The 19942-nt window shown below is 68.9% G+C and carries 13 protein-coding genes; 5 read left to right on the top strand and 8 right to left on the bottom strand.

Going from position 1 to position 19942, the window contains the following annotated elements; translation table 11 throughout:
• The first annotated feature begins 108 nt into the window (after positions 1-108).
• Both K7711_RS21445 and K7711_RS21440 read left to right on the top strand, forming a co-directional pair.
• Positions 109-279, top strand: a complete 171-nt coding sequence (locus K7711_RS21445) for a DUF2613 domain-containing protein (RefSeq protein WP_083896113.1) — start codon at positions 109-111, stop codon at positions 277-279.
• Positions 260-4765, top strand: a complete 4506-nt coding sequence (locus K7711_RS21440; RefSeq protein ID WP_235747519.1) for an alpha-(1->3)-arabinofuranosyltransferase — start codon at positions 260-262, stop codon at positions 4763-4765. Before K7711_RS21445 ends, K7711_RS21440 begins: the two co-directional genes overlap by 20 nt.
• Here K7711_RS21440 and K7711_RS21435 read toward each other — a convergent pair.
• On the bottom strand, positions 4762-5913 hold the full coding sequence (locus K7711_RS21435) for an acyltransferase family protein (protein WP_222971186.1): 1152 nt from the start codon (positions 5911-5913) through the stop codon (positions 4762-4764). The genes K7711_RS21440 and K7711_RS21435 overlap by 4 nt on opposite strands.
• Positions 5914-6078: 165 nt before the next feature.
• On the opposite strand from K7711_RS21435, the gene pgfA reads away from it, so the two are divergent.
• Entirely contained in the window at positions 6079-7233 is a 1155-nt protein-coding gene (gene pgfA, locus K7711_RS21430; RefSeq protein WP_222971185.1) for a cell envelope lipid trafficking protein PgfA, read from the top strand.
• A gap of 91 nt (positions 7234-7324) precedes the next feature.
• Here pgfA and K7711_RS21425 read toward each other — a convergent pair whose 3' ends face one another.
• Positions 7325-8710, bottom strand: coding sequence for a polysaccharide biosynthesis protein (locus tag K7711_RS21425; RefSeq protein WP_222971184.1), 1386 nt, complete (start codon positions 8708-8710; stop codon positions 7325-7327).
• 777 nt (positions 8711-9487) lie between these two features.
• Here K7711_RS21425 and K7711_RS47705 point away from each other — a divergent pair.
• Positions 9488-11824, top strand: a complete 2337-nt coding sequence (locus K7711_RS47705) for a hypothetical protein (RefSeq protein WP_504740509.1) — start codon at positions 9488-9490, stop codon at positions 11822-11824.
• Here the strand turns inward: K7711_RS47705 and K7711_RS21415 are convergent.
• Positions 11784-12962 (bottom strand): glycosyltransferase family 4 protein, encoded by a 1179-nt coding sequence (locus K7711_RS21415; RefSeq protein ID WP_222971183.1) that lies wholly within the window; start codon positions 12960-12962, stop codon positions 11784-11786. The two genes, K7711_RS47705 and K7711_RS21415, sit on opposite strands and share 41 nt — an antisense overlap.
• Positions 12963-13121: 159 nt before the next feature.
• On the opposite strand from K7711_RS21415, the gene K7711_RS21410 reads away from it, so the two are divergent.
• Positions 13122-13973 (top strand): class I SAM-dependent methyltransferase, encoded by an 852-nt coding sequence (locus K7711_RS21410; RefSeq protein ID WP_222971182.1) that lies wholly within the window; start codon positions 13122-13124, stop codon positions 13971-13973.
• Positions 13974-14020: 47 nt separating this feature from the next.
• Here K7711_RS21410 and K7711_RS21405 read toward each other — a convergent pair whose 3' ends face one another.
• From K7711_RS21405 to K7711_RS21385, 5 genes are all read right to left on the bottom strand, one after another.
• Entirely contained in the window at positions 14021-14278 is a 258-nt protein-coding gene (locus tag K7711_RS21405) for a hypothetical protein (RefSeq protein WP_235747518.1), read from the bottom strand.
• Between the two features lie 206 nt (positions 14279-14484).
• Entirely contained in the window at positions 14485-14685 is a 201-nt protein-coding gene (locus tag K7711_RS21400) for a hypothetical protein (protein ID WP_222971344.1), read from the bottom strand.
• Positions 14686-14984: 299 nt separating this feature from the next.
• Complete coding sequence (locus K7711_RS21395; protein WP_222971181.1) at positions 14985-16817, bottom strand: phosphoenolpyruvate carboxykinase (GTP); 1833 nt, start codon at positions 16815-16817, stop codon at positions 14985-14987.
• 353 nt (positions 16818-17170) lie between these two features.
• Positions 17171-18697 (bottom strand): hypothetical protein, encoded by a 1527-nt coding sequence (locus K7711_RS21390; RefSeq protein ID WP_222971180.1) that lies wholly within the window; start codon positions 18695-18697, stop codon positions 17171-17173.
• The gene (locus K7711_RS21385) at positions 18684-19814 is read right to left on the bottom strand and encodes a GTPase family protein (protein WP_308014860.1); all 1131 of its coding nucleotides are present in this window, start codon (positions 19812-19814) and stop codon (positions 18684-18686) included. Before K7711_RS21385 ends, K7711_RS21390 begins: the two co-directional genes overlap by 14 nt.
• Positions 19815-19942 lie beyond the last annotated feature (128 nt).

The raw sequence follows: 19942 nt of genomic DNA, 5'->3' as shown, positions 1-19942 counted from the left end.
GCTCACTTACCCGGGGCAATGTGCCTATAGGCAAGTGCATCTACTTCACTGAAGTCAAGATGGTAGGTTGACGCGGATACGTACAGGTCGATGTATGGGAGTACCGCGATGAAGTTTGCCGTTCCCGGGGTAGCGAGCGCTGTCGTCGGAGCCGTGCTGGGCGCGGTCGCGGTGTTCGTGGTCACGGCTGCGGCGGCGCAGAATTCGCGGCCCGATGTGGACCGTAGCGGCAACCAGTCGTCATCGTTGCTCAACAACGTTGAGTACGGCAGCCGCTGAGTCGCCGGCCACCACTGAGTCCGATCCGGATGCGCCGCTGGGGCGGCGCTGGTTCGCGGGCACGGTCGTCGGCGCATTCCTGCTGACCTTTCTGCAGGCTCCCGGCCTCACCGTCGCCGACACCAAATTCGATCTCGCCCAGAATCCGCTGGGTTTCCTGCAGCGTGCCGCGCATCTGTGGAGCAGCCAGGCTCCCATGGGGCAGGTGCAGAATCAGGCCTACGGCTACTTCTTTCCGCACGGCAGTTTCTTCGTCCTCGGACACACGCTGGGTCTTCCGGCCTGGGTGACGCAGCGAATCTGGTGGGCGCTGCTGATTCTCGCCGGGTTCTGGGGCATCGTGCGGTTGTGCGAGGTGCTCGGCATCGGCAGCCGCGGCTCCCGGATCGTCGCGGCACTGGCTTTCGCCCTGTCGCCGCGGGTGCTGACCACCCTGGGATCGATCTCCTCGGAGACGCTCCCGATGATGCTGGCCCCCTGGGTTCTGCTCGCGCCCGCCGCGCTGGGTCGTGTTGTCAAGGTGCGCAAGGGGATACGTCGCCGGTACGGCGCGCTTTCACCGGCCGGTAGTGCGCTGGCGCTGGCGTTGATGGGTTCGGTGAACGCGGTCGCGACGGCGGCGGCCTTTCTGCCCGCACTGATCTGGTGGGCCGCGTACAAGCCGAATCGGGCGTGGTGGCGGTTCACCCGGGCCTGGATTCCGCTGCTGGCGTTGGGGACGCTGTGGTGGGTGGTGCCGCTGCTGATGCTCGGCAGGGTGAGTCCGCCGTTCCTGGACTACATCGAATCCTCGGGGGTCACCACCGAATGGGCCTCGCTGGGCGAGGTGTTGCGCGGGACCGACAGCTGGACCCCGTTCGTCTCGCCGGAACGAATCGCGGGCGCGGTGCTGGTCACCCAGCCCGCGGCGGTGCTGGCGACCGGGCTGCTGGCCGCGGCCGGGATGGCCGGGCTGGCGTTGCGGTCGATGCCGCACCGTGGACGGTTCGTGCTGATCCTGATGCTCGGGCTGGTCGGGATCTGTGCCGGGTACGTGGGGGATCTGGGCGGGCCGTTCGCCGAATCGGTGCGCGTGTTCCTGGACTCCGGCGGGGCGCCGCTGCGCAATGTGCACAAGCTCGAACCGCTGATCCGGATTCCGCTCATCGTCGGGCTGGCTCATCTGCTGCATCGCGTGCCGCTGCCGGGATCCGTGCCGATGCCGGTGTGGCGCAGCGCTTTCGCGCATCCGGAACGGCAGAAGATGGTGGCGGTCGCGGCCCTGATCCTGTGCGCCCTGGCACTGTCCACCTCGCTGGCGTGGACCGGCAAGCTGGCCCCGCGCGGCGCGTACGACCGGGTTCCGGCCTATTGGACCCAGACCGCGGACTGGCTGGCCGACCATGCCGCGAACACCCGCGCCCTGGTGGTGCCGGGCGCGCCGTTCGCCAGTCAGATCTGGGGACTGACCCGCGACGAACCGTTGCAGGCGCTGGCCAGAACGCCCTGGGCGGTGCGCGACGCCATCCCGCTCACCCCGCCCGGCACGATCCGGGCCATGGATTCGGTGCAGCGGCTGATCGCCGACGGACGCCCGTCGGCAGGACTGGCATCGACGCTGATCGATCAGGGCATCGGAATTCTGGTGCTGCGCAACGATCTGGACCCCGACACCTCCCGTTCGACCCGGCCACTGCTGGTCCACGAGGCCATCGAAGGCTCGCCCGGATTGACGAAGGTGGCCGAATTCGGGGACGAGATCGTCGCCTCGCACGGCAAGGGGCTGGTCTCCGACGGGGATCTGCGACCGTCTTATCCGGCCATCCAGATATATCGGGTGAGTGCGCCGCATCCGGGTGAGCAGGCCGATGTCCACAGCGGGCGGGGTGCGCCCGAGTCGTTCCCGGGCGCCTATACGGTGCCGCTGAACTCGGTGCCGGTGGTGCAGGGCGGGCCCGAGGTGCTCGAACGGTTGCGGCGCGATGCCGCCGCGCCGAACGGGCCGGTGCTGCTGTCCACCGATGCGGCGCGAGCCGGGTTATCAGGCAGCACAACGACTCTCACCGATACTCCGATGGATCGCGAGACGGATTTCGGCCGCGTCGACAATCACAATTCGGCGCTGCGCGCACCGACCGATGCCCGGCGGACCCGAAATCTGGTGCCCGATTACGCCGTTCCGGGAACGCCGCGCGTCCAGGGACAGTGGTCGGGGGCGACGATCACCGCATCCAGTTCGGCGGCCGACGCGACCCAGCTGGGCGGCACGGCGCCGGGCAGTTCCACCGCCGCGGCCGTGGACGGCGATCCGTCCACCGCGTGGCTGAGCAACAGTGCCGAACACGCTGTGGGCCAATGGCTTCGGCTGGATCTGAAGCACCCGATCAAGGCGGGGGTGCTGCAGGTGACCACGAGCGCGGCCGCACTGGGCGATCCGGTGGGCCTGGTCGAGGTGCGCACCACGCACGGTACGACGGCGGCACGCGTCAGCAAACCCGGTGAGCCCGTGTCCGTTTCACTACCACCGGGCCTGACCGGATGGGTGAAGATCACCGCGATCGAAACCGAGACCGGAAGTCTCGGTGGACAATTCGGCATCTCCGAGGTCTCGCTGCAGGACTATTCGAACCGGAACGCACCGGTGCCCGTCGCGATCCGCCACCGCACCGTCCTGCCCCCGGTCCCGGCCGGAACACAGGTGCAGGGCTGGAGTCTGGGGCAGGAATTCCCCGGGCGCAGTGGCTGTTTCGACGGGCCCGATCGAGTTCGATGCAGTAACGGACTCGCGCTCCCGCCGGAGGAACCGGGCGCCTTCGAACGCACGCTGAACGTCCCGTCACCGATGGAGGTCACCCCGCAACTGATGGTGCGCGCCCGGCAGGGCCCGGCGCTGGAAGCACTGCTGACCGATCACGACCGACCCATCGCGCGCGGTAAGGCCGACGTCGGCGACCTGCGCGGCTCGGCCTTCGCGGCCACGGACGGCGATCCGAGCACCAGCTGGATCGCCCCGCAGGACACGGTGCGAGATCCCGCGGGCCCCAAGCCGACCCTGACCCTGGAACTGCCCGCGCCGACCCTGGTGGACGGAGTCGAGATCACCCCGCCGCGCGGCGCGCTGCCCGCCCGCCCCACCTCGGTCGCGGTCGATCTCGGCGACGGACCGCAGACTCGCAAGCTCGACCCCGACGCACCGGCGGGTCGGCCGATCCGGATCCCGCTGCACCCCCACGTCACCGACCGGATCGAACTGAGCATCGCCACCTGGAATGCCGTACTGGACCGCACCGCACTGGGTTTCGATCAGCAGCAGCCGCCGGGAATCGCCGAGGTGAACGTCCTGGGGCCGGACTATCCGCCGCCCGCACGCGGCGACCGACCGGTCACCGTCGACTGCGCGCACGGTCCCACCGTCGCGGTGGCGGGACATCTCGTGCACACCACGATCACCGCGACCGCGCACCAATTGCTCACCAGCGCACCGGTTCCCGCGAAGGTCTGCGATATCGACACGGTGACCGCGACCGGAAAGACCGCACCGGCGAACGATCACCCGGCCAACGGATCCGGCTCGGTCGCACTGCCGACCGGAGACGTCGACCTCACCGTCGCACCCACCGACCTGTTCTCCGTCGACGAATTGCGGCTGCCCCGAACCGATCTCACCCCTCACCCGATCGCGGCTCCCCCCGGCACCCGGCTACTGGTCCTCCCGCTGAGCACCAACGTCGGCTGGCGCGCCCGCACCGCCGACGGCCACGAACTCACCCCCGTCGTCGTCGACGGCTGGCAACAGGCCTGGCTGCTGCCCGCCACCGCCCGGGGCCCTGTCACCATCGACTTCCCCATCGATCGCTGGTACCGCCTCGCCATCTTCGGCGGCCTGCTCCTGCTGCTCCCAGTGATAGCCCTGGCTCTCCCCCGCCCCCGCCGCTGGTGGAAGTCCGCTCGCACACCAGCTCCCGGCCACGACACGGGCACGGGCACGGGCACGGGCACGGGCACGGGCACGGGCACGGGCACGGAAGAGGTTGGCACGCAGGGAGAACCACCGGAGACGTCGCATGTCGATGCACTCCGGCCGGCGGAGCATGCTGCTGCGCAGGATGATTCGAGTTCAGGCGAAAGCTCCTCGGCTGCCGACGAATCAGCAGCCGAACCTCCCCGGGCAACCTCGGCCGAGGACGCTCCGGCCCCCCGCACCTGGAATCTGCGGATACCGGCCATGATCGGCCTGACGCTGGCGGTGTTCCTGATCTCCGGGCCGGTCGCGATCGTGCTGGCCGCAATCGGTTTCATCGCGCAGTGGTGGTACCCGCGGATCACGACGCGAGTGCTGGTGGCGGTGGCCGGAATCGGGACGATGATCTCGGCCGCGGCGCTGTCCACCGGACCGTGGCGGTCACCGGACGGATATATGGGCGGGTCGCTGTGGGTGCAGTTCCCGGCGCTGGCGGCGGTTGTCGCGCTGGGCGTCGCGGCGGTCGCGGTCCGGCGGAAGGGCTAGCCGACGCGGCGGCGGACCCAGCGCCGTACCGGCTCCTCGATCAGCGCGTAACCGGCCGCGGACAGCGGCAGGGTGAACAGCACGGTCAGTACCAGCACCTGCGGGAACATCCCGTGGAACGGAATGATGCCGAATATCTGGAACACCACGCTCAGCACCACCAGATGCCAGATGAAGATGCCGTAGGACCAACGCCCGATCACCGCGGCCGGCCGGCTCTCCAGCCACCGATGCCGGTGCCGGCCCAGGATCAGCGGCGCGAGCAGGCCGAACCCGATCAGCGCGCCCAGCGCCATCTTCGCCACGTACTGCCACGCCGCGCCGCGCGCCAGCCCGTCCGGTCCGGCCAGATCGGTCGAGGAGGCCAGCAGGGCGATCAACGCCAGCGACCACATGACCCAGCGGTTCGCGGCGATCCGACGCCACCGCGACGGATCCGCGACGGGCGTCTCGACCAGTTCGGCCAGCAGCATTCCGGCCGCGAACCAGGGCAGATAGCCGGGCAGCCAGTTGTCGGCGTGGATCGCGTTGGGTGTGGGCACCGGCAGCAGATTCCAGCCCAGGCTGATCAGTCCCAGCGCCAGCACGATCGGCGCACGCCACCGCGCGGACCGCCCGCGCAACCACACCACCGCGAAGGCCAGCAGCGGCAGCACCAGATAGAAGGCCATCTCCACGGACAGACTCCACATCTGGGTCAGCCCGTCGGTCAGCGTCAACGGCACGAAGACCTGGATCAACGCCAGATTCGCCACCCACACCCGTCGCCCCGCCGAATCCGCCGCCGTCGGCAGCAGAATCAACACCGCGCACACCACCACCCAGTAGGCGGGCAGGATGCGCGCGGCCCGATGCAGGAGATAACGTCCCGCCGACGGCGCGGTCCCCAGGCCGCGGGCCGCGGCGGCATGCGGTCGCCACAGCAGAAATCCGGACAGCCCGAAGAACACCGCAACCGCCATGTCGAATCGCTCGAACACACGGCCCAGCAGCGGAATTTCCGAGGCGCCGGTCTGAAACGCGACATGGGTCAGCACCACGCCCAGCGCGGCCAGCCCGCGCATACCCTCGAGCGCGGGCACGAACCCGCGCGCCGCCGCGGGCCGGGGTTCGGCCGAGGTGACGGGCGTGGTAATGGTCGTGGTCATCGGGTTCCAGTCTGCCGCGTGGGTATCCGCACCGGGATTCGGGATGTTTCCGGGCTCGGATCGGCGCTCGAGGGGTGCGGACTGTTAGTGTCGGGGCTCACGAGTGCTACGCCGTGACCACAGCGTTACTCGGAACTGCTTGGTACGACGACGAGGAGAGTTTGCATGGCACTCAGTGCCGGTACCAGAAGGACGGTGGCCTGCGTGCTCGTGGGTCTGGGCGCGCTGCTGATCGTCGCGGCGGTACTCATCCCAACATATACCCTCGGTCAGCTGGCCAAGACTCCCCTCGACCTGGAAATCACCACGATCGCACCGAATGACGCGAATGCGCCGAGCAAGGTCCTCGATATCAAGTCGCTCACCTCGGGCACCGGTGCGGCGAAGGTCAACTCCAACGTACGGCTGATCTCGCAGCGGTATCTGACCGTCGAGGATCCCTCGGACAAAACTCAGATGACGATCCAGGCCGGTCAGACCCTGCGCAACATCGACGCCCAGGGCGACACCGGTCTGCTGTCGGCGGTCATCGACCGGGTCACCATCAACCGCAAGACCGGTATGCCGGTCGACGACGACCCGAACGGCTCGATCGCGGTGAACACCGACAGCAACGGCAACAGCATCGCCGACCCGGTCCAGCACGACGGCCTGCAGTACCGGTTCCCGATCGGCACCGACAAGAAGACGTACCCGTACTTCGACATCAACGCGCGCAAGTCGTTCGATATCGACTTCGTCGACCAGACCGAGATCAACGACCTGAAGGTCTACCACTTCCAGCAGAAGATCCCGGCAACCGATCTGTCGAAGGTGGTCGCCACCACCAGCAACCAGGTGAGCCTGCCCGCCTCCAAGTGGGGCATCCCCGGCGGTGACACCCCCGTCACGATGGATCGCTTTTACACCAACACCCGCGACCTGTGGGTCGAGCCCCAGACCGGCACCATCATCAAGGGTTCCGAGCAGATCCACATGTACTACGCGCGCAACGGCGCCAAGCCGGACGTCACCGCGCTGCAGTCGACGCTGGTGTTCGACGACAACACGGTGAACTCGCAGATCGCGATCGCCAAGGACAATATGGACAAGCTCTCCCTGTACGGGCGGACGCTGCCGATCATCCTGGGCGCGGTAGGCGTGATCCTGCTGATCGCCGGCCTGGTGTTCGGCCTGCGCGGCGGCGGCAGCGAGAAGCCGGGACGTCTGGTGCGGCCGAAGAACCCCAAGGGCGGTGAGAGCGCCGAGCCGCGTCCGGGGTCCGGGTTCAATGTCAACGATCAGCCGACGACCCAGATCAAACTGCCGCGGAACACCTGAATGACCCGGTAGAGCAATACGATTCGCCGGTGGCTCCCCGTGCAGTGGGGAGCCACCGGCTTTTCGTTGCGTGGCACGCGCTGTGCAGCGATCAGGCCGAATGGTGAACCGGCATATCGTGATTGCGAGCGGCCGCGCGTAGCACCACCACGATCATCAGTACCGCGACGACTCCGACGACGAGCGTCGAGGTGCCGATCAGCACGGGAAGTGTGTGGGCGAACAGCGCGATCGCAACCACCTCGACGGCCAGTCCGATCCAGGTGATCGCGGCCGGGGCGGTGCGGTCCAGCGCGATCGCCGACAGCAGCGCGCCCTGCAGCAGGGCCAGCAGCGCGCCGTCGAGGGCGAACAACCAGAGCCAGCCCTCGATCGGGGCATAGTCACCTCCGGCGAGCAACGGCGCCAACGGGGCGAGAACCGTCGCACCCGCCACCGCCGCGACGCCGACACCCAGCAGCACGCCCAGCGCGGCGCGGATCGCGCGGGCCGAATACTGCGGCTGCGCCATCCGCGGATACAACACCACACCGACCGCCTGCGGCAGCCAGAACGCGATCTTCGTGGCGATCGCACCCAGCGCATACCGTCCGGCGTCGTCCCGCTCCAGCACGATCCGCGCCACGATCAGATCCGCCGAGGACATCGCCATCAACGCCGCCTGCACCTGCACGGCCCGCAACACCGCCAGACCGCCCGCGCGGATCCGCAACGCGTCCCGGGAGTCCATCGCGGCAGCCGCGGATGGACCGGCCGTCGTCGCTTCCCGCAGATTGCTTCCGCGGCCCGCGTATGCGCGATCACGATGTGGGGAGTCGGCGGAACTCGCATCCGCGCCGACCGAACTCCCGTCACGGGAGCCGATCTCGATACCGCCGGGGTCCGTGTCGAGGGTGCTCACCACCGGAACAGCAGCCCAGCGAGCGCCCATGGCAGCGACGAACAGGCCCAGGGCCGCGGCCCACAGCGCGGCGGCAGCGCCCGCACCCGCCGCGAGTACGACCAGAGCCGGGGCGACCCGCGCGACGCCGGCACCGCCGAGAACCGTCGCCAAGGCGCGAAAACGTCGGCCGCCCTGCAGAATTCCCTGCTCACCCGACAGCAGCACCTGCGCGGGTGCGGCGAGCAACGCACCGGCGGCCGCGACCGCACCGACGTGCAGCACCGCACTCACCACCGGCACCAGCACCGCCGCGATGACGGCGACGACCGCCGCGCACCACCACCCCAGCGCCCGCACCGTCGCCACCCGCGCACCGCGCACCAGCTCACGCGCCACGACGTTCTGCAGTGCCAATGCCGGAACCGCGCACAGCAGCTGCACCGCCAGCAGACTCGCGAACTCGCCGTACCCCGCCACCCCCAGCCATCGCCCGGCCAGCAACTGCAGCAGATACCCGGCCACATTCGCCGTCATCGCCCCAGCGGTCACCAATGTCAGATCCGCGACAGCGGGCAGACGACGGACACCGGACATCCCGCCATGCTGCCACCTCCCACCCTCCCCGCGCCGACGCGGCCCGCGCCGCATCGCCGGATCGCGCCCGCGATCCCAGCAGCAAGCCGACACCCGCACTCCGAAATCAACCGACGAGCGCCGCACTCCGGTAATTCGTACCGCTCACGAAGATGCACCTGCTCGATACCGGACAGCAGGACCTATCCGGACCCACCGCCGACCGGCGGGTCGTGCCACGCGCGTCGGAGACGCGGCACCTCATGGCTCGCCACGAAGGAGAGAACGACTCGATCGTCATTCCGACCGGCCTGACCTCCAGACCATCGCGGCGGTCGGGGCGATCGAACGATCAGCCTGCATGGACCGGGTCGACGACCGGCGGGCCGGACAAGGGGGCCGGACCAACAGAAGGACCGATCGAGCAGGAGGACCAGACCGACAGAAAGACCGGCCAGGCTGAAGAGCCAGCCAGTCAGGCAGACAGATATGCCGAACCGACAAAATGGGCCGAACCGACAAAATGGGCCGGGCCAACAGGTGGACCGAACAGACAGGTGGGCCGGACCGACAGGTGGGCCGGACCGACAGGCGGACCGAACCGACAGGCGGACCGAACCGACAGGCGGGGTGGACCGACAGGCGGGGTGGATCGGCAGGCAGGGTGGATCGGCAGGCAGGGTGAGCTCACAGGTGTGGGTGGATCGGCAGGCGGGGTGCGCTGACAGGTGTGGGTGGGGCCGGCGGGTGCGGGGTGGGAACGTAGGGTGGCTGAGCGTGACTGGGCGCGGGCGCGAGGTGCGGTGGGACCGGATCTGGCCTGCCGGGTACAGCCTGGTGCTGGCGTTGGTGGTGGTGGGGCCGCTGCTCGGGCCGGGGTACCTGCTGCTGCGGGACGGGGTGAGTACGCCGCGGTCCTATCCGACCGATTCGGCGCTGGGGCTTGGGGATGCCGCGCCGCGGGCCGTGCCGCAGGACTGGCTGCTCGCGACGGTGTCGTCGGTCGTGGACGGCGGGATCGTGGTGAAGGCGATCCTGGTCGCCGCACTGTGGGCCGCCGGATGGGGTGCGGCCGCGCTGGCCCGGCGACTGCTCGACGTCCCGGTCGGACCGCAGCTGGTGGCCGCAACCATCGCCGTCTGGAACCCCTACGTGGCCGAACGGCTGCTCCAGGGACATTGGAGCCTGCTGGCCGGATACGCCGCCCTGCCGTGGACCGTACTGGCGGCATACGGAATTCGGCGGCGTGCAACGGAAAAGCTCACCGTTGCGGCACAACCGGATCCGAGCATCGGGCGTGATGCTGCGGACGTGCACCGCGCGGCAGACAACTACGACCGGGCAGACGACCACAACCAAGCGGACGAAGACGACCGGGCGGACGACCACAACCAAGCGGGCGGGCATATCCGGGCAGGCGCGCACATCCGAGCGGGCGCATGCCGCCGGAGCAACGAGCACGTCGGGGCAGGTGCCCGCGGCCGGATGAATGTGCGCGGCCCGGGGTTTCGGGCGTGGGCGGTGTTGGGGGGTTGTCTGGCTGCGGCGGGGTTGACGCCGACCGGGGCACTGCTCGCGGGCTGTGTGGCATTCGTGGTGATCGGTCGGCGGAATCTGGTTGGGGCGCTGGGGTTGTGGTGTGTCGCCTCGGCGCCGTGGTTGGTGGCGGTCGCGTTGTCGGGGACGGGGGCCGAGCCTTCGGATCCGGCGGGGATCACCGCCTTCGCCGCGCGTGCCGAACCCGGGCTGGGCACGATCGGCAGCCTGGCCGGGCTCGGCGGAATCTGGAATGCGCAGGCCGTACCCGGCTCGCGCACAACGGTGTTCGCGCTGGTGGGTACGGCGGTGCTGTTCCTCATCGTGGCCGCCGGAATCCGCCGCGTCGCCGCACCCGGTGATGCGGCCACCCGCTATATCCGGCGAGCGCTGTTGATTCTCGCGGCGGTGGTGATCGTGCTCCCGGCGCTCGGTGCGACCGGATGGGGACTGCACGTCGGCCAATTCCTCGTCACCCGAATCCCCGGTGCCGGATTGTTCCGCGACACACAGAAATACGTCGCACTCGCCATGCCCGCGTTCACCCTGTGCGCCGCCGCGGGCTGTCACGCGATCGCCGCCAGGGTTCGGTCGGCACTCATGGAGCCGAACGTCCCGGAACATCCCTCGCCGATGAATCCCCCCGGCGGCACCCTGGAACGCAGTACAGAAATCCCCGAACACCACAGCCCCGCAGCACATCCCGATGCTGTACTGGAGCGCGACACAGCACCGGAGGGCGACACCTCGCAAGACGGGGAAGCAGCGCGAGGCAGGGAAGCAGCGCAAGACGGAGAGACAGCCCTGGACGGGGAGTCAGCGCAAGACGGGGAAGCAGCGCGAGAGCGTGAGGCAGCACGGGACGGCGAAGCAGCGCTAGAGGGTGAGGCAGCACGGGACGGCGAAGCAGCGCGAGAGCGTGAGGCAGCCGAACCTACGCGCGCAGATGACCGCACCGGAACAGGTTGGTTTGCAGCGGTATTCATCGCGCTGTTGATCGTGGTACTGCCGGATCTCGCGTGGGGCGTGGGTGGCGCGATGCGGGCGGTCCAGTACCCGGCGGGGTGGCAGCAGGTTGCCCAGCGGATGGACGGCCCCGGCGACGTCGCGGTGCTGCCCGGCGGGATGTTTCGCGAATTCCCCTACAGCGGAAGGGTTCCCGTTCTCGATCCGGCGCCACGAATGCTGCCGCGCGACGTACTACAGACCGGGGAGCTGCCGGTGCGAGGCGGCACCGTCACAGGGGAGGGTTCACGGGCCCGGATCGTCGAGAAGTTGCTGCTGAGCGGTGCGAGACCCGACGAACTCGCGGCGCACGGAGTCGGCTGGGTGCTGGTGGAGCACACCTCACCCGGCCCGCTCGGTGATTCGAGAGCTACCCTGGACCGGCTGACCACCGTGTACACCGACCACGATCTGAGCCTGTACCGAGTGCCGCAACCGCGCGGCATGTCGGCGAAATCCCATGGCCTGCACCGATCCATCGCGACCATCGCACATCTGGCCTGGGCGCTGCTACTCCTGACCGGCGTGCTGACCGCGGTGTACGGCCGATGGCCTATTCGGCGTACCGGACGCGCGGAGCGACCAGACCGCTGACGTACTCCCCGCGAGCAGCGGCCGACAACACCTCGTGGACGCCGTTCGCGGTCAGCTCCCAGGAGAACTCGCGCGCACGAGCACGAGCCTTCTCCCCCATGACCGTTCGTGTCTCGGCGGTGGCCAGCAGCTCGCCGACGGCCTCGCTCAACTGCTCCGGATCGTCCACCAGCAGCCCGGTCACCCCGTCCACGACCGAATCGGTGAGCCCGCGCGAACTGCGGTACCCGACCGTGGCCACCCCGTGCTGCGCGGCCTCGATCACCGCCAGCCCCCAGCCCTCCTTGCGCGAGGGCAGCACGTGCACCCATGCGCGCGAGAGCAATTCGTGTTTGCGAGCCTCGTCGACGTGGCCGTGGAAGGTCACCGACCCGGCGATGTGCAGTTGGTGCGCACGGATCTTCAGGTTCTCCGCCCACCAGCCGTCACCGATGATGTCCAGGTGCAGCCCCGGATACCGGCCCCGCAGGGCAGCCACCACGGCGAGCGCGTCCTCGATCTGCTTGTGCGGCACCAGCCGGGAGAGCACCACGATGCTCGGATGCGGCGTCCGGGTCTGCGCCGCACCGGTCGGCACCTGCGCCGGGACGGGTTCGGCGCCGTTGCGCACCACGGCGATTCGGGACGGGCCCACCCCGAGCGAGGCGAGTTCCTCCGCCGAGGGCAGCGAGACGGTCAGATACTGATTGCGGCGATGCGCCCACGGCGACAGCCGTGATTCGATCCACCAGCCGACCCGCCCTACCCAGTGCCCGGCGACCGGCCACTGCTCCCGATGTCCGTGATGCACCAGCACCACCGCGGGCGCGCGCGTCACCGCACGGGCGAAGAACGGAATGCCGTTCTGCGTGTCGATCACCGCATCCGGCCGCACGTCACGCAACGGTCCCAGGCCGATGCGCCCGAGCAGCATCGCCGCCAGCGCCCGCGGATACACCGTGAAACGCCCACCGGCCCGGCTGATCTCGATCCCGTCGACCCGCTCGCGTCGCGCCGCGCCGCGATACCGCGCGGTACGCAGCGTCACCTTCACTCCCCGCGCGGCGAGTTGCGCCCCCACCTGCTCGAGATACCGTTCGCTGCCGCCCCCTTGCGGATGGCCGGTGTCCCGCCAGCACAGCAGCAACACTTCGCGCACTTCGGCGACTCGAGTCGCCGCGGACGGCCCGCGAGGTCCGGGGTCGAGCACTGCGCACTCCAGGTGGTTATCGGAACGGATGAGGTGACAATCCGCTCCACCCTAGCGGCCGGATCCGCTCTCGAGGTTGTGGGATCACTGTGGAAAACTTGAAGAGCCATGCTTCGAGCCGACCGATCCGGAACGCGTCCCACCCCTGAACGCCGCGTCACCGCCGCACTCCCCCGCCGCGCCACCGCGTTCGGCAGGCGAGAATCCCCGAGCTTCGCCCGGCGCGCGACATTGCGCCGATCACTGCGTCTGCTGGGCAGTTTCCGATTCGAGCAGACCGATCCGGCGCTGTTCTACGGCGGGATCGCCGTGGATACCGCCGAGCTGATCGGCGACTTCTATCGCGATCACACCGGCTGTTCGCTGACCGGCGCGACGGTGCTGGACGTCGGCGGCGGACCGGGCTACTTCGCCGACGAGTTCACCGCGGCCGGTGCGCGCTATGTTCCGGTGGAGCCGGATCCGACCGAGATGCACGCCGCGGGTCTGACCGTGCGCGGCGCGGTCCGGGGTTCGGGAATGGCGCTGCCGTTCCGCGACGACGCGGTGGATATCTGCCTGTCCTCCAACGTGGCCGAACATGTTCCGCACCCGTGGCGGATGGCCGAGGAGATGCTCCGGGTGACCAGACCGGGCGGTCTGATGATGCTGTCCTACACCGTGTGGGCAGGTCCGTTCGGCGGGCACGAGACCGGGCCCTGGCACTATCTGGGCGGGGAGTACGCAGCCCGGCGGTATCGGCGTCGCACCGGTCGCGAGCCGAAGAATCGCTTCGGGACCTCACTGTTCGCGGTGCGCGCCGCCGACGGGTTGCGCTGGGCGGCACGGGCGAGCGAACGTGCGGACGTGCCGGCCGTCTTCCCGCGCTACCACCCGCGCTGGGCCTGGTGGTTGGTGCGTGTACCGGGCATCCGGGAACTACTGGTCAGCAACCTCGTGGTGGTCCTGGTCAAACGATGACCCGCGCCGTGCTCCGGCACTGAACCGCGCGAAGGTTGCCGCCGCACTCACCAGCGATGCCAGAACCTGCGCCCCACGGCCTGCTGAGATTCGGGCCACGGCGGTTCCTGCATCGCCAACCCCACCGTTTCCAGCGGTGTGAGCCCCACCGAGCAGGACAACTCGCGCACCGCAGCAACCGCCTCGGCGGCCTGCAGCGCGGCCGTCGCCTGTTCGAGCGTCAGCGTGCGGCCGGGCAGGAAGGATACGACCCACCCGCCGGTGCCGACGGATCTCGCCTGGTGCGGCGTCTGATCACTGGTCATCAACGATCTACCGACTACTTGCACCGCCACGACTCGGACTCCCCTGCAATTGCATCTGTAAAATCGGCCAAAGCAGCTAGTTATCAGCATGCTCCGTCGAGGGGCGAAACGCAATAGTGCGTTCTATGAAAAGCGAACCGGCAGGTAGGCTTTCGGGACTCGGGATGCCTGGAGGTAACCAGCGTGGCCGCTGTGACGCGAGAGCATCACTTCGGCGTCTGCACCCGCAACATCGCGGCCGAAACCTGACCCGGCCGACGCGGGGCATCGACGACCTCGACCTCCCACCCGTCAGGCAACGCCGCCTGCAATTGCCGCGCGGCCCGGCGCATCGGCGTACTCGCAGCCGACAGCTCGAACTCGGCTGTCCGCGGAACGACGGGCGAATCGAACTCCAGCTCGGTCATGCCCACGCACCTCCATGGTCGGCCTGCGCCGACGTGGGACGGAAATGTTCCGCCGAGACGGCGAGGCATTCAGTTCAGCCGATTAGTTAATTTCCCGCAATCGAACCGGTCGGACATGAGATGTAGAACACATTCGAGAATAAGGCACCGCCGCCCGTTTCATACCCATCCGGCCCCTACTACACCGATGTGAAAACTCACACCGCGCGCCATACGGCTCGCGAGGGCGTACCAGTACACGAAAAACCGCCCGCACCGTCGACAAGACGATGCGGGCGGCCGGGGTATTTGGCGGGGACTCAGCCCAGACGCTCTTTGAGTGCCTCGAATTCGTCACGCACGCCGGAGGGCAACTTATCGCCGACGAACTCGAACCACTCTTCGATGAGCGGAATCTCGCGGCGCCACTCGTCCAGATCGACCTTCAGCGAGGCGTCCACATCGGCCGCATCCACCGCCAGGCCCTCCAGATCGAGCTGCGCGGCGGTGGGCACATTGCCGACCGCGGTCGTCTCGGCCTCGGCCTTGCCCTCGATGCGGTTGATGATCCACTCCAGCACGCGCGAGTTCTCGCCGAAACCGGGCCACAGGAAGCGGCCGTCCTCGCCGCGCCGGAACCAGTTGACGTAGAAGATCTTCGGCAACTTGGTGGCATCGGCGTTCTTGCCCAGGTTGATCCAGTGGTTCATGTAGTCACCGACGTGGTAGCCCATGAACGGCAGCATCGCCATCGGATCGCGACGCACATTGCCGACCTTGCCCTCGGCGGCGGCGGTCTGCTCCGAGGACATGGTCGCGCCCATGAACACGCCGTGCTGCCAGTCGAAGGATTCGGTCACCAGCGGAATGGTGGTCTTGCGCCGCCCGCCGAACAGGATCGCCGAAATCGGCACGCCCTGCGGGTCGTCCCACTCCGGCGCCAGCGTGGGGCACTGCGACATCGGTGTGCAGTAACGCGAATTCGGGTGCGCGGCAAGGGTTTCGGTCTCCCGCAGGAACCAGTCGTTACCCTTCCAGTCGATCAGGTGATCGGGCTCGCCCTCGAGGCCCTCCCACCAGACGTCGTGGTCGTCGGTCAGCGCGACGTTGGTGTAGACGGTGTTTCCGGCCTCCAGGGTGGCCATCGCGTTCGGGTTCGAGTTGTGGTTGGTGCCGGGGGCGACACCGAAGAAACCGAACTCCGGGTTGACCGCGTACAGGCGGCCGTCCTCGCCGAAACGCATCCAGGCGATGTCGTCGCCCAGGGTCTCCGCGCGCCAGCCCGGCACGGTCGGCTGCAGCATCGCGAGGTTGGTCTTACCGCAGGCGCTGGGGAACGCGGCCGCGACGTAGTAGTTCTTGTTCTCCGGCGAGATCAGCTTGAGGATCAGCATGTGCTCGGCCAGCCAGCCCTCGTCGTGCGCCATCGCCGAGGCGATACGCAGCGAGTAACACTTCTTGCCCAGCAGGGCGTTACCGCCGTAACCCGAGCCATAGCTCCAGATCTCGCGATCCTCGGGGAAGTGGGTGATGTACTTGGTGTCGTTGCACGGCCACGGCACGTCGGCCTGGCCCGGCGCCAGCGGCGCACCGACCGAGTGCAGGGCCTTGACGAACGGCTTGTCCTTGCCCAGCTTCTCCAGCGCGGCCTTGCCCATCCGGGTCATCACGCGCATCGAGACCACGACGTACTCCGAATCGGTGATCTCCACACCCAGTTTCGGATCCTCGGCGCCCAGCGGACCCATGCAGAACGGCACCACGAACATGGTGCGGCCCTTCATCGAGCCGCGGTACAGCTCGGTCATGGTCCCCCGCATCTCGGTCGGATCGACCCAGTTGTTCGTCGGGCCGGCCTCGGACTCGGTGCGCGAGCAGATGTAGGTGCGCGACTCCACCCGCGCGACGTCGGAGGGATCCGACAGCGCCAGGAAGGAGTTGGGCTTCTTCGAGTCGTTGAGCCGCTGGAACGTGCCGGCCTCGACGAGCTGGGCGGTCAGCGCGTCCCACTCCGCGTCGGAGCCGTCCGCCCACACCACCCGTTCGGGCTGGGTGAGTTCTGCGACCTCCCGCACCCAGGCGAGCAGCCCCGCGTGCTCGGTAGGTGCGGTGCCATCGGATCCGTCAAGACCAGGAATGGTCACTGAGGTCATGAAAACTCTCCTGAGATGGGTGGCCGGGGTGCTGTGAGCGGGCAGCCGGAACAGCTCACGACACCGGAACTGCCACCATTGGCGGTAGGCACCCGTTCCGTCTCGCCGACTTCAGGGGTGGCATATGAGAAGGAGCGGATGCCGATGTTCCTTAGGTAAAGAGGTTAACGCGATGTGACGGTGAGTACGGAATGGGGTTGCTCACTCGGTACCCTGACATCATCTTCTCCAACCGCGGCCGCGAGGAATATCACGAAACGTCTGTTTCCGAGAAATATGCTGGCCCAGGAGTTATGGCCGAGTTAGCAGCGAACTCACGGCGACGCGAAGATCGACTACGTTCACCGCGTTCGTCAGCGCTGCGTGTGCACGGAATCGAGGAGCTGTAGATCACGTCGGCAGGCGGCCAGTTGTGCGGGCTGGCGAGAATTCAGCTCTCGCACTCGCGACTCCAATTCCGCGACGCGACGATCGCTTTCGACCACGCGCGTGGTCGTCGCACGGACCGCCTGATCGGTGAGCTGAGATTCGGCCTCCACCAGTGCGGTCGACACCCGCTGTTCGAGTTGGGCCTTGACGTTCACCAGAGCGTCGGAGACCCATTGACGGATATGTGCGCGATCGGCGATATGGCCGCGGGTGCGCACCACCCAGTAGGCCACGGCCGCACCGAGCAGCAGGGTGACCGGAATGGTCGCGTAGTTCAGCGCCGGGACCAGTGTCAACGGGGCGACCGCCAGGCGACCCAGACCGAATCCGCCCGAGGCGCCCAGCGCGATCATCAGGTGATCTTCCACACCCCGGTGCCGCGGTTCGGGATCGGGACCCAGCCGCGGCGGCGGATCGGTGCGGGGCACCGGGGGCCGGGCAGGCGCGTCGGGGGTGGGACCTGTCGCCGCCTCGAGCTGCCGCGACAGATCGGCCAGGCGCTGGGCGAGGACGGCATCGAGCTCGGCGGTCAGTTGATTCACCGACTGCTGCAGATCCGCGGGGTAGGTCTTGGTGGCGCGGCGGCCCAGGCGGTCGAGGTCGGATCTGGCGGTGGCGTTCAGCGCGCGGACGCGGGCGCCGACGTCGTGCAGCAGATCCATCCGCGCCAGATGCATGCGGTTGCGCAGTGCGGACATCGCCTGGGCCCGGCCACCGTCGCGGGCGGCCAGCAGCGTCGCGCGTTCCTCGCGCAGGCGGGCGACCTCGGTCCCGGAATTCAGTTCGGCGGACTGGTCGACGATGCGCTGCCGGGTGTCGGCCAGCACTCGGTGCAGGACCGCGGCCCAGCGGTCCGGTCCGCCGTCGGCGCCGGCCGCCGCGGTCAGCCGGATGTGCAGCTGGGCCAGGCCGGACCGGTCCAGCAGCGCGGCGTCGCCGGACTGGCGCGCGGCCACGGACAAGCGGGCCGAGACCGGCACGATGACCGGGTCCGCGCCGAGTACCTGGGTCAGCAGGGCGGTGTTGCGATCCAGGACCGCACGCCAGTCCGGGTAGGCGTGGGTGTTGTTCATGGCGAACAGGGTTCGGGTGCCGCCCGAGCGCAGCCGGGACACCGCGTTCAGCGTGCTGGCGCCCAGTGCGGCGCCGGCGTCGAGCAGCAGCAGCGCCACCGCGGGTGCGGCGCCCGGGTCCACCATCGGATCGGTCAGGGCGATGCGCGGTTCGAAACGGGCCAGCTCGGTGCGCAGCAGCAGGGTGCTGGCATCGGCGGGGCCGATCAGCGCGACCGCCTCGGGGGCGGGCAGCACGGCGGCAGACCCGGCGTCCCGGGGACCGCTCGCGGCGCGCAGCAACGCCGCACCCTGCGGATTCCAGCGTCCGACCACCGCATCTACTTCCGGCGAGAGCGGAGCCGGGGCGGAACTCGCGGGCGGGTCAGAGTCCGGCACTGCTCATCCGCTCGAACAACCGGACGTATCCGTTGTGCGCGCGCAGCGCGGCACGGCGGGCCGCGGCGGGCATATCGCTGGACACCACCGCGCGCCAGCGCTGAGCGCGAGCGATCGCGTCATCGGCGTCGGCCGGATACGCCGACGGATAGCCCGCGGCCAGATGCAGGACCTCCGGACAGGCCAGTCCGGCCCGCAGACCGGTCCACAGGGCCTCGTCACCGGACAGATAGTCCTCGATCAGGTCCCGGGCCCGGCCCGCACCCGGGCCGCCGGCGCGCGCGGCCAGGCGGGCCAGCTCGTCGAGGAAGTCGCCGCCGCGCTGCTCGGCGGACCGCTCGTACCGCCGGTGCAGCAGGGTGTGGACCGCATCGATCCCGCTGACCGCGTGCAGTATCTGCCGCATCGTCTGCGGGCCAAGATCCGGATCGCGCGCCAGCGCCGAGATCGCGGTCGACACCCCGAACAGGCCCCAGCGCGCGATCACCGCCTCGCGTTCGGCGGTGTCGGGCCCGAAATCCGGGGAGCAGAACAGTTCAGCGGTCAGCGTGAAGGTCGGATCGGTGGTGGCGGTGTGCCGCCGCAGCGTGGTCAGATCCTCCTGCGACGGCGTGCCCGACCTGGTCCGCACGGCCAGCTCGGAGACCACCGGCAGGGTCGCCATGCCCATCTCGTAGGCGCACTGGCCCACCGCCGCCTCCGCATCGGCCCAGCGGGAACCGACGGCATCGGCCTTGTTCAGCACCACCACGGTCCGATCGCGCGGCAACCGGGACAGCACGGCGCGGTCCCCCGGCTGCAGCGCCGAGGACAACACGTAGACCAGCAGATCGGCGTCGAGGGTCGGATCCGGATGACCCGGCTCGTCCACCGGGCTGGTCTCCTCGGCCGACATCAGCGCCAGCGCCTGCAGCAGAGTGGATTTGCCCGCGCCCGCGCGGCCGGTGACCTGGATGCGCACCGGGCGGCGCCACGCGCTCGCGGCGGCGGCGACCTGTTCGGCCACCCGCGGATCGGTCCCCGGACCCGTGCGTAGATTCGCGATCAACTGGTCGAGTTCCGGTGCGGGTCCGCCCTGTTCGGCGACCAGCCTGGTTGCCGCGGAGTCTGTCGGCACGGTACTACCCCCTTCCGGCGGGCAATTCTCGCAGAACTCACCCGGATTGTCGGCACGGACCACCGTATCTACCCCGCCGAATATCGGACCTGAAACCCACCCCGTCAAACCTCCGTCCGCACCCGCAC

It is taken from the genome of Nocardia coffeae (assembly GCF_019890715.1).
GTDB classification, from domain to species: Bacteria; Actinomycetota; Actinomycetes; order Mycobacteriales; family Mycobacteriaceae; genus Nocardia; species Nocardia jiangxiensis.
Note: the sequence above shows the minus strand (reverse complement) of the source record. Positions and strands in the feature narration are given on the sequence as shown.

Bases quoted from the DNA above. Each gene is read 5' to 3' on its own strand.
- K7711_RS21445 (WP_083896113.1), top strand. From the start codon at position 109: ATGAAGTTTGCCGTTCCCGGGGTAGCGAGCGCTGTCGTCGGAGCCGTG.
- K7711_RS21435 (WP_222971186.1), bottom strand. From the start codon at position 5,913: ATGACCACGACCATTACCACGCCCGTCACCTCGGCCGAACCCCGGCCC.
- pgfA (WP_222971185.1), top strand. From the start codon at position 6,079: ATGGCACTCAGTGCCGGTACCAGAAGGACGGTGGCCTGCGTGCTCGTG.
- K7711_RS21425 (WP_222971184.1), bottom strand. From the start codon at position 8,710: ATGTCCGGTGTCCGTCGTCTGCCCGCTGTCGCGGATCTGACATTGGTG.
- K7711_RS21410 (WP_222971182.1), top strand. From the start codon at position 13,122: ATGCTTCGAGCCGACCGATCCGGAACGCGTCCCACCCCTGAACGCCGC.
- K7711_RS21405 (WP_235747518.1), bottom strand. From the start codon at position 14,278: ATGACCAGTGATCAGACGCCGCACCAGGCGAGATCCGTCGGCACCGGC.
- K7711_RS21400 (WP_222971344.1), bottom strand. From the start codon at position 14,685: ATGACCGAGCTGGAGTTCGATTCGCCCGTCGTTCCGCGGACAGCCGAG.
- K7711_RS21395 (WP_222971181.1), bottom strand. From the start codon at position 16,817: ATGACCTCAGTGACCATTCCTGGTCTTGACGGATCCGATGGCACCGCA.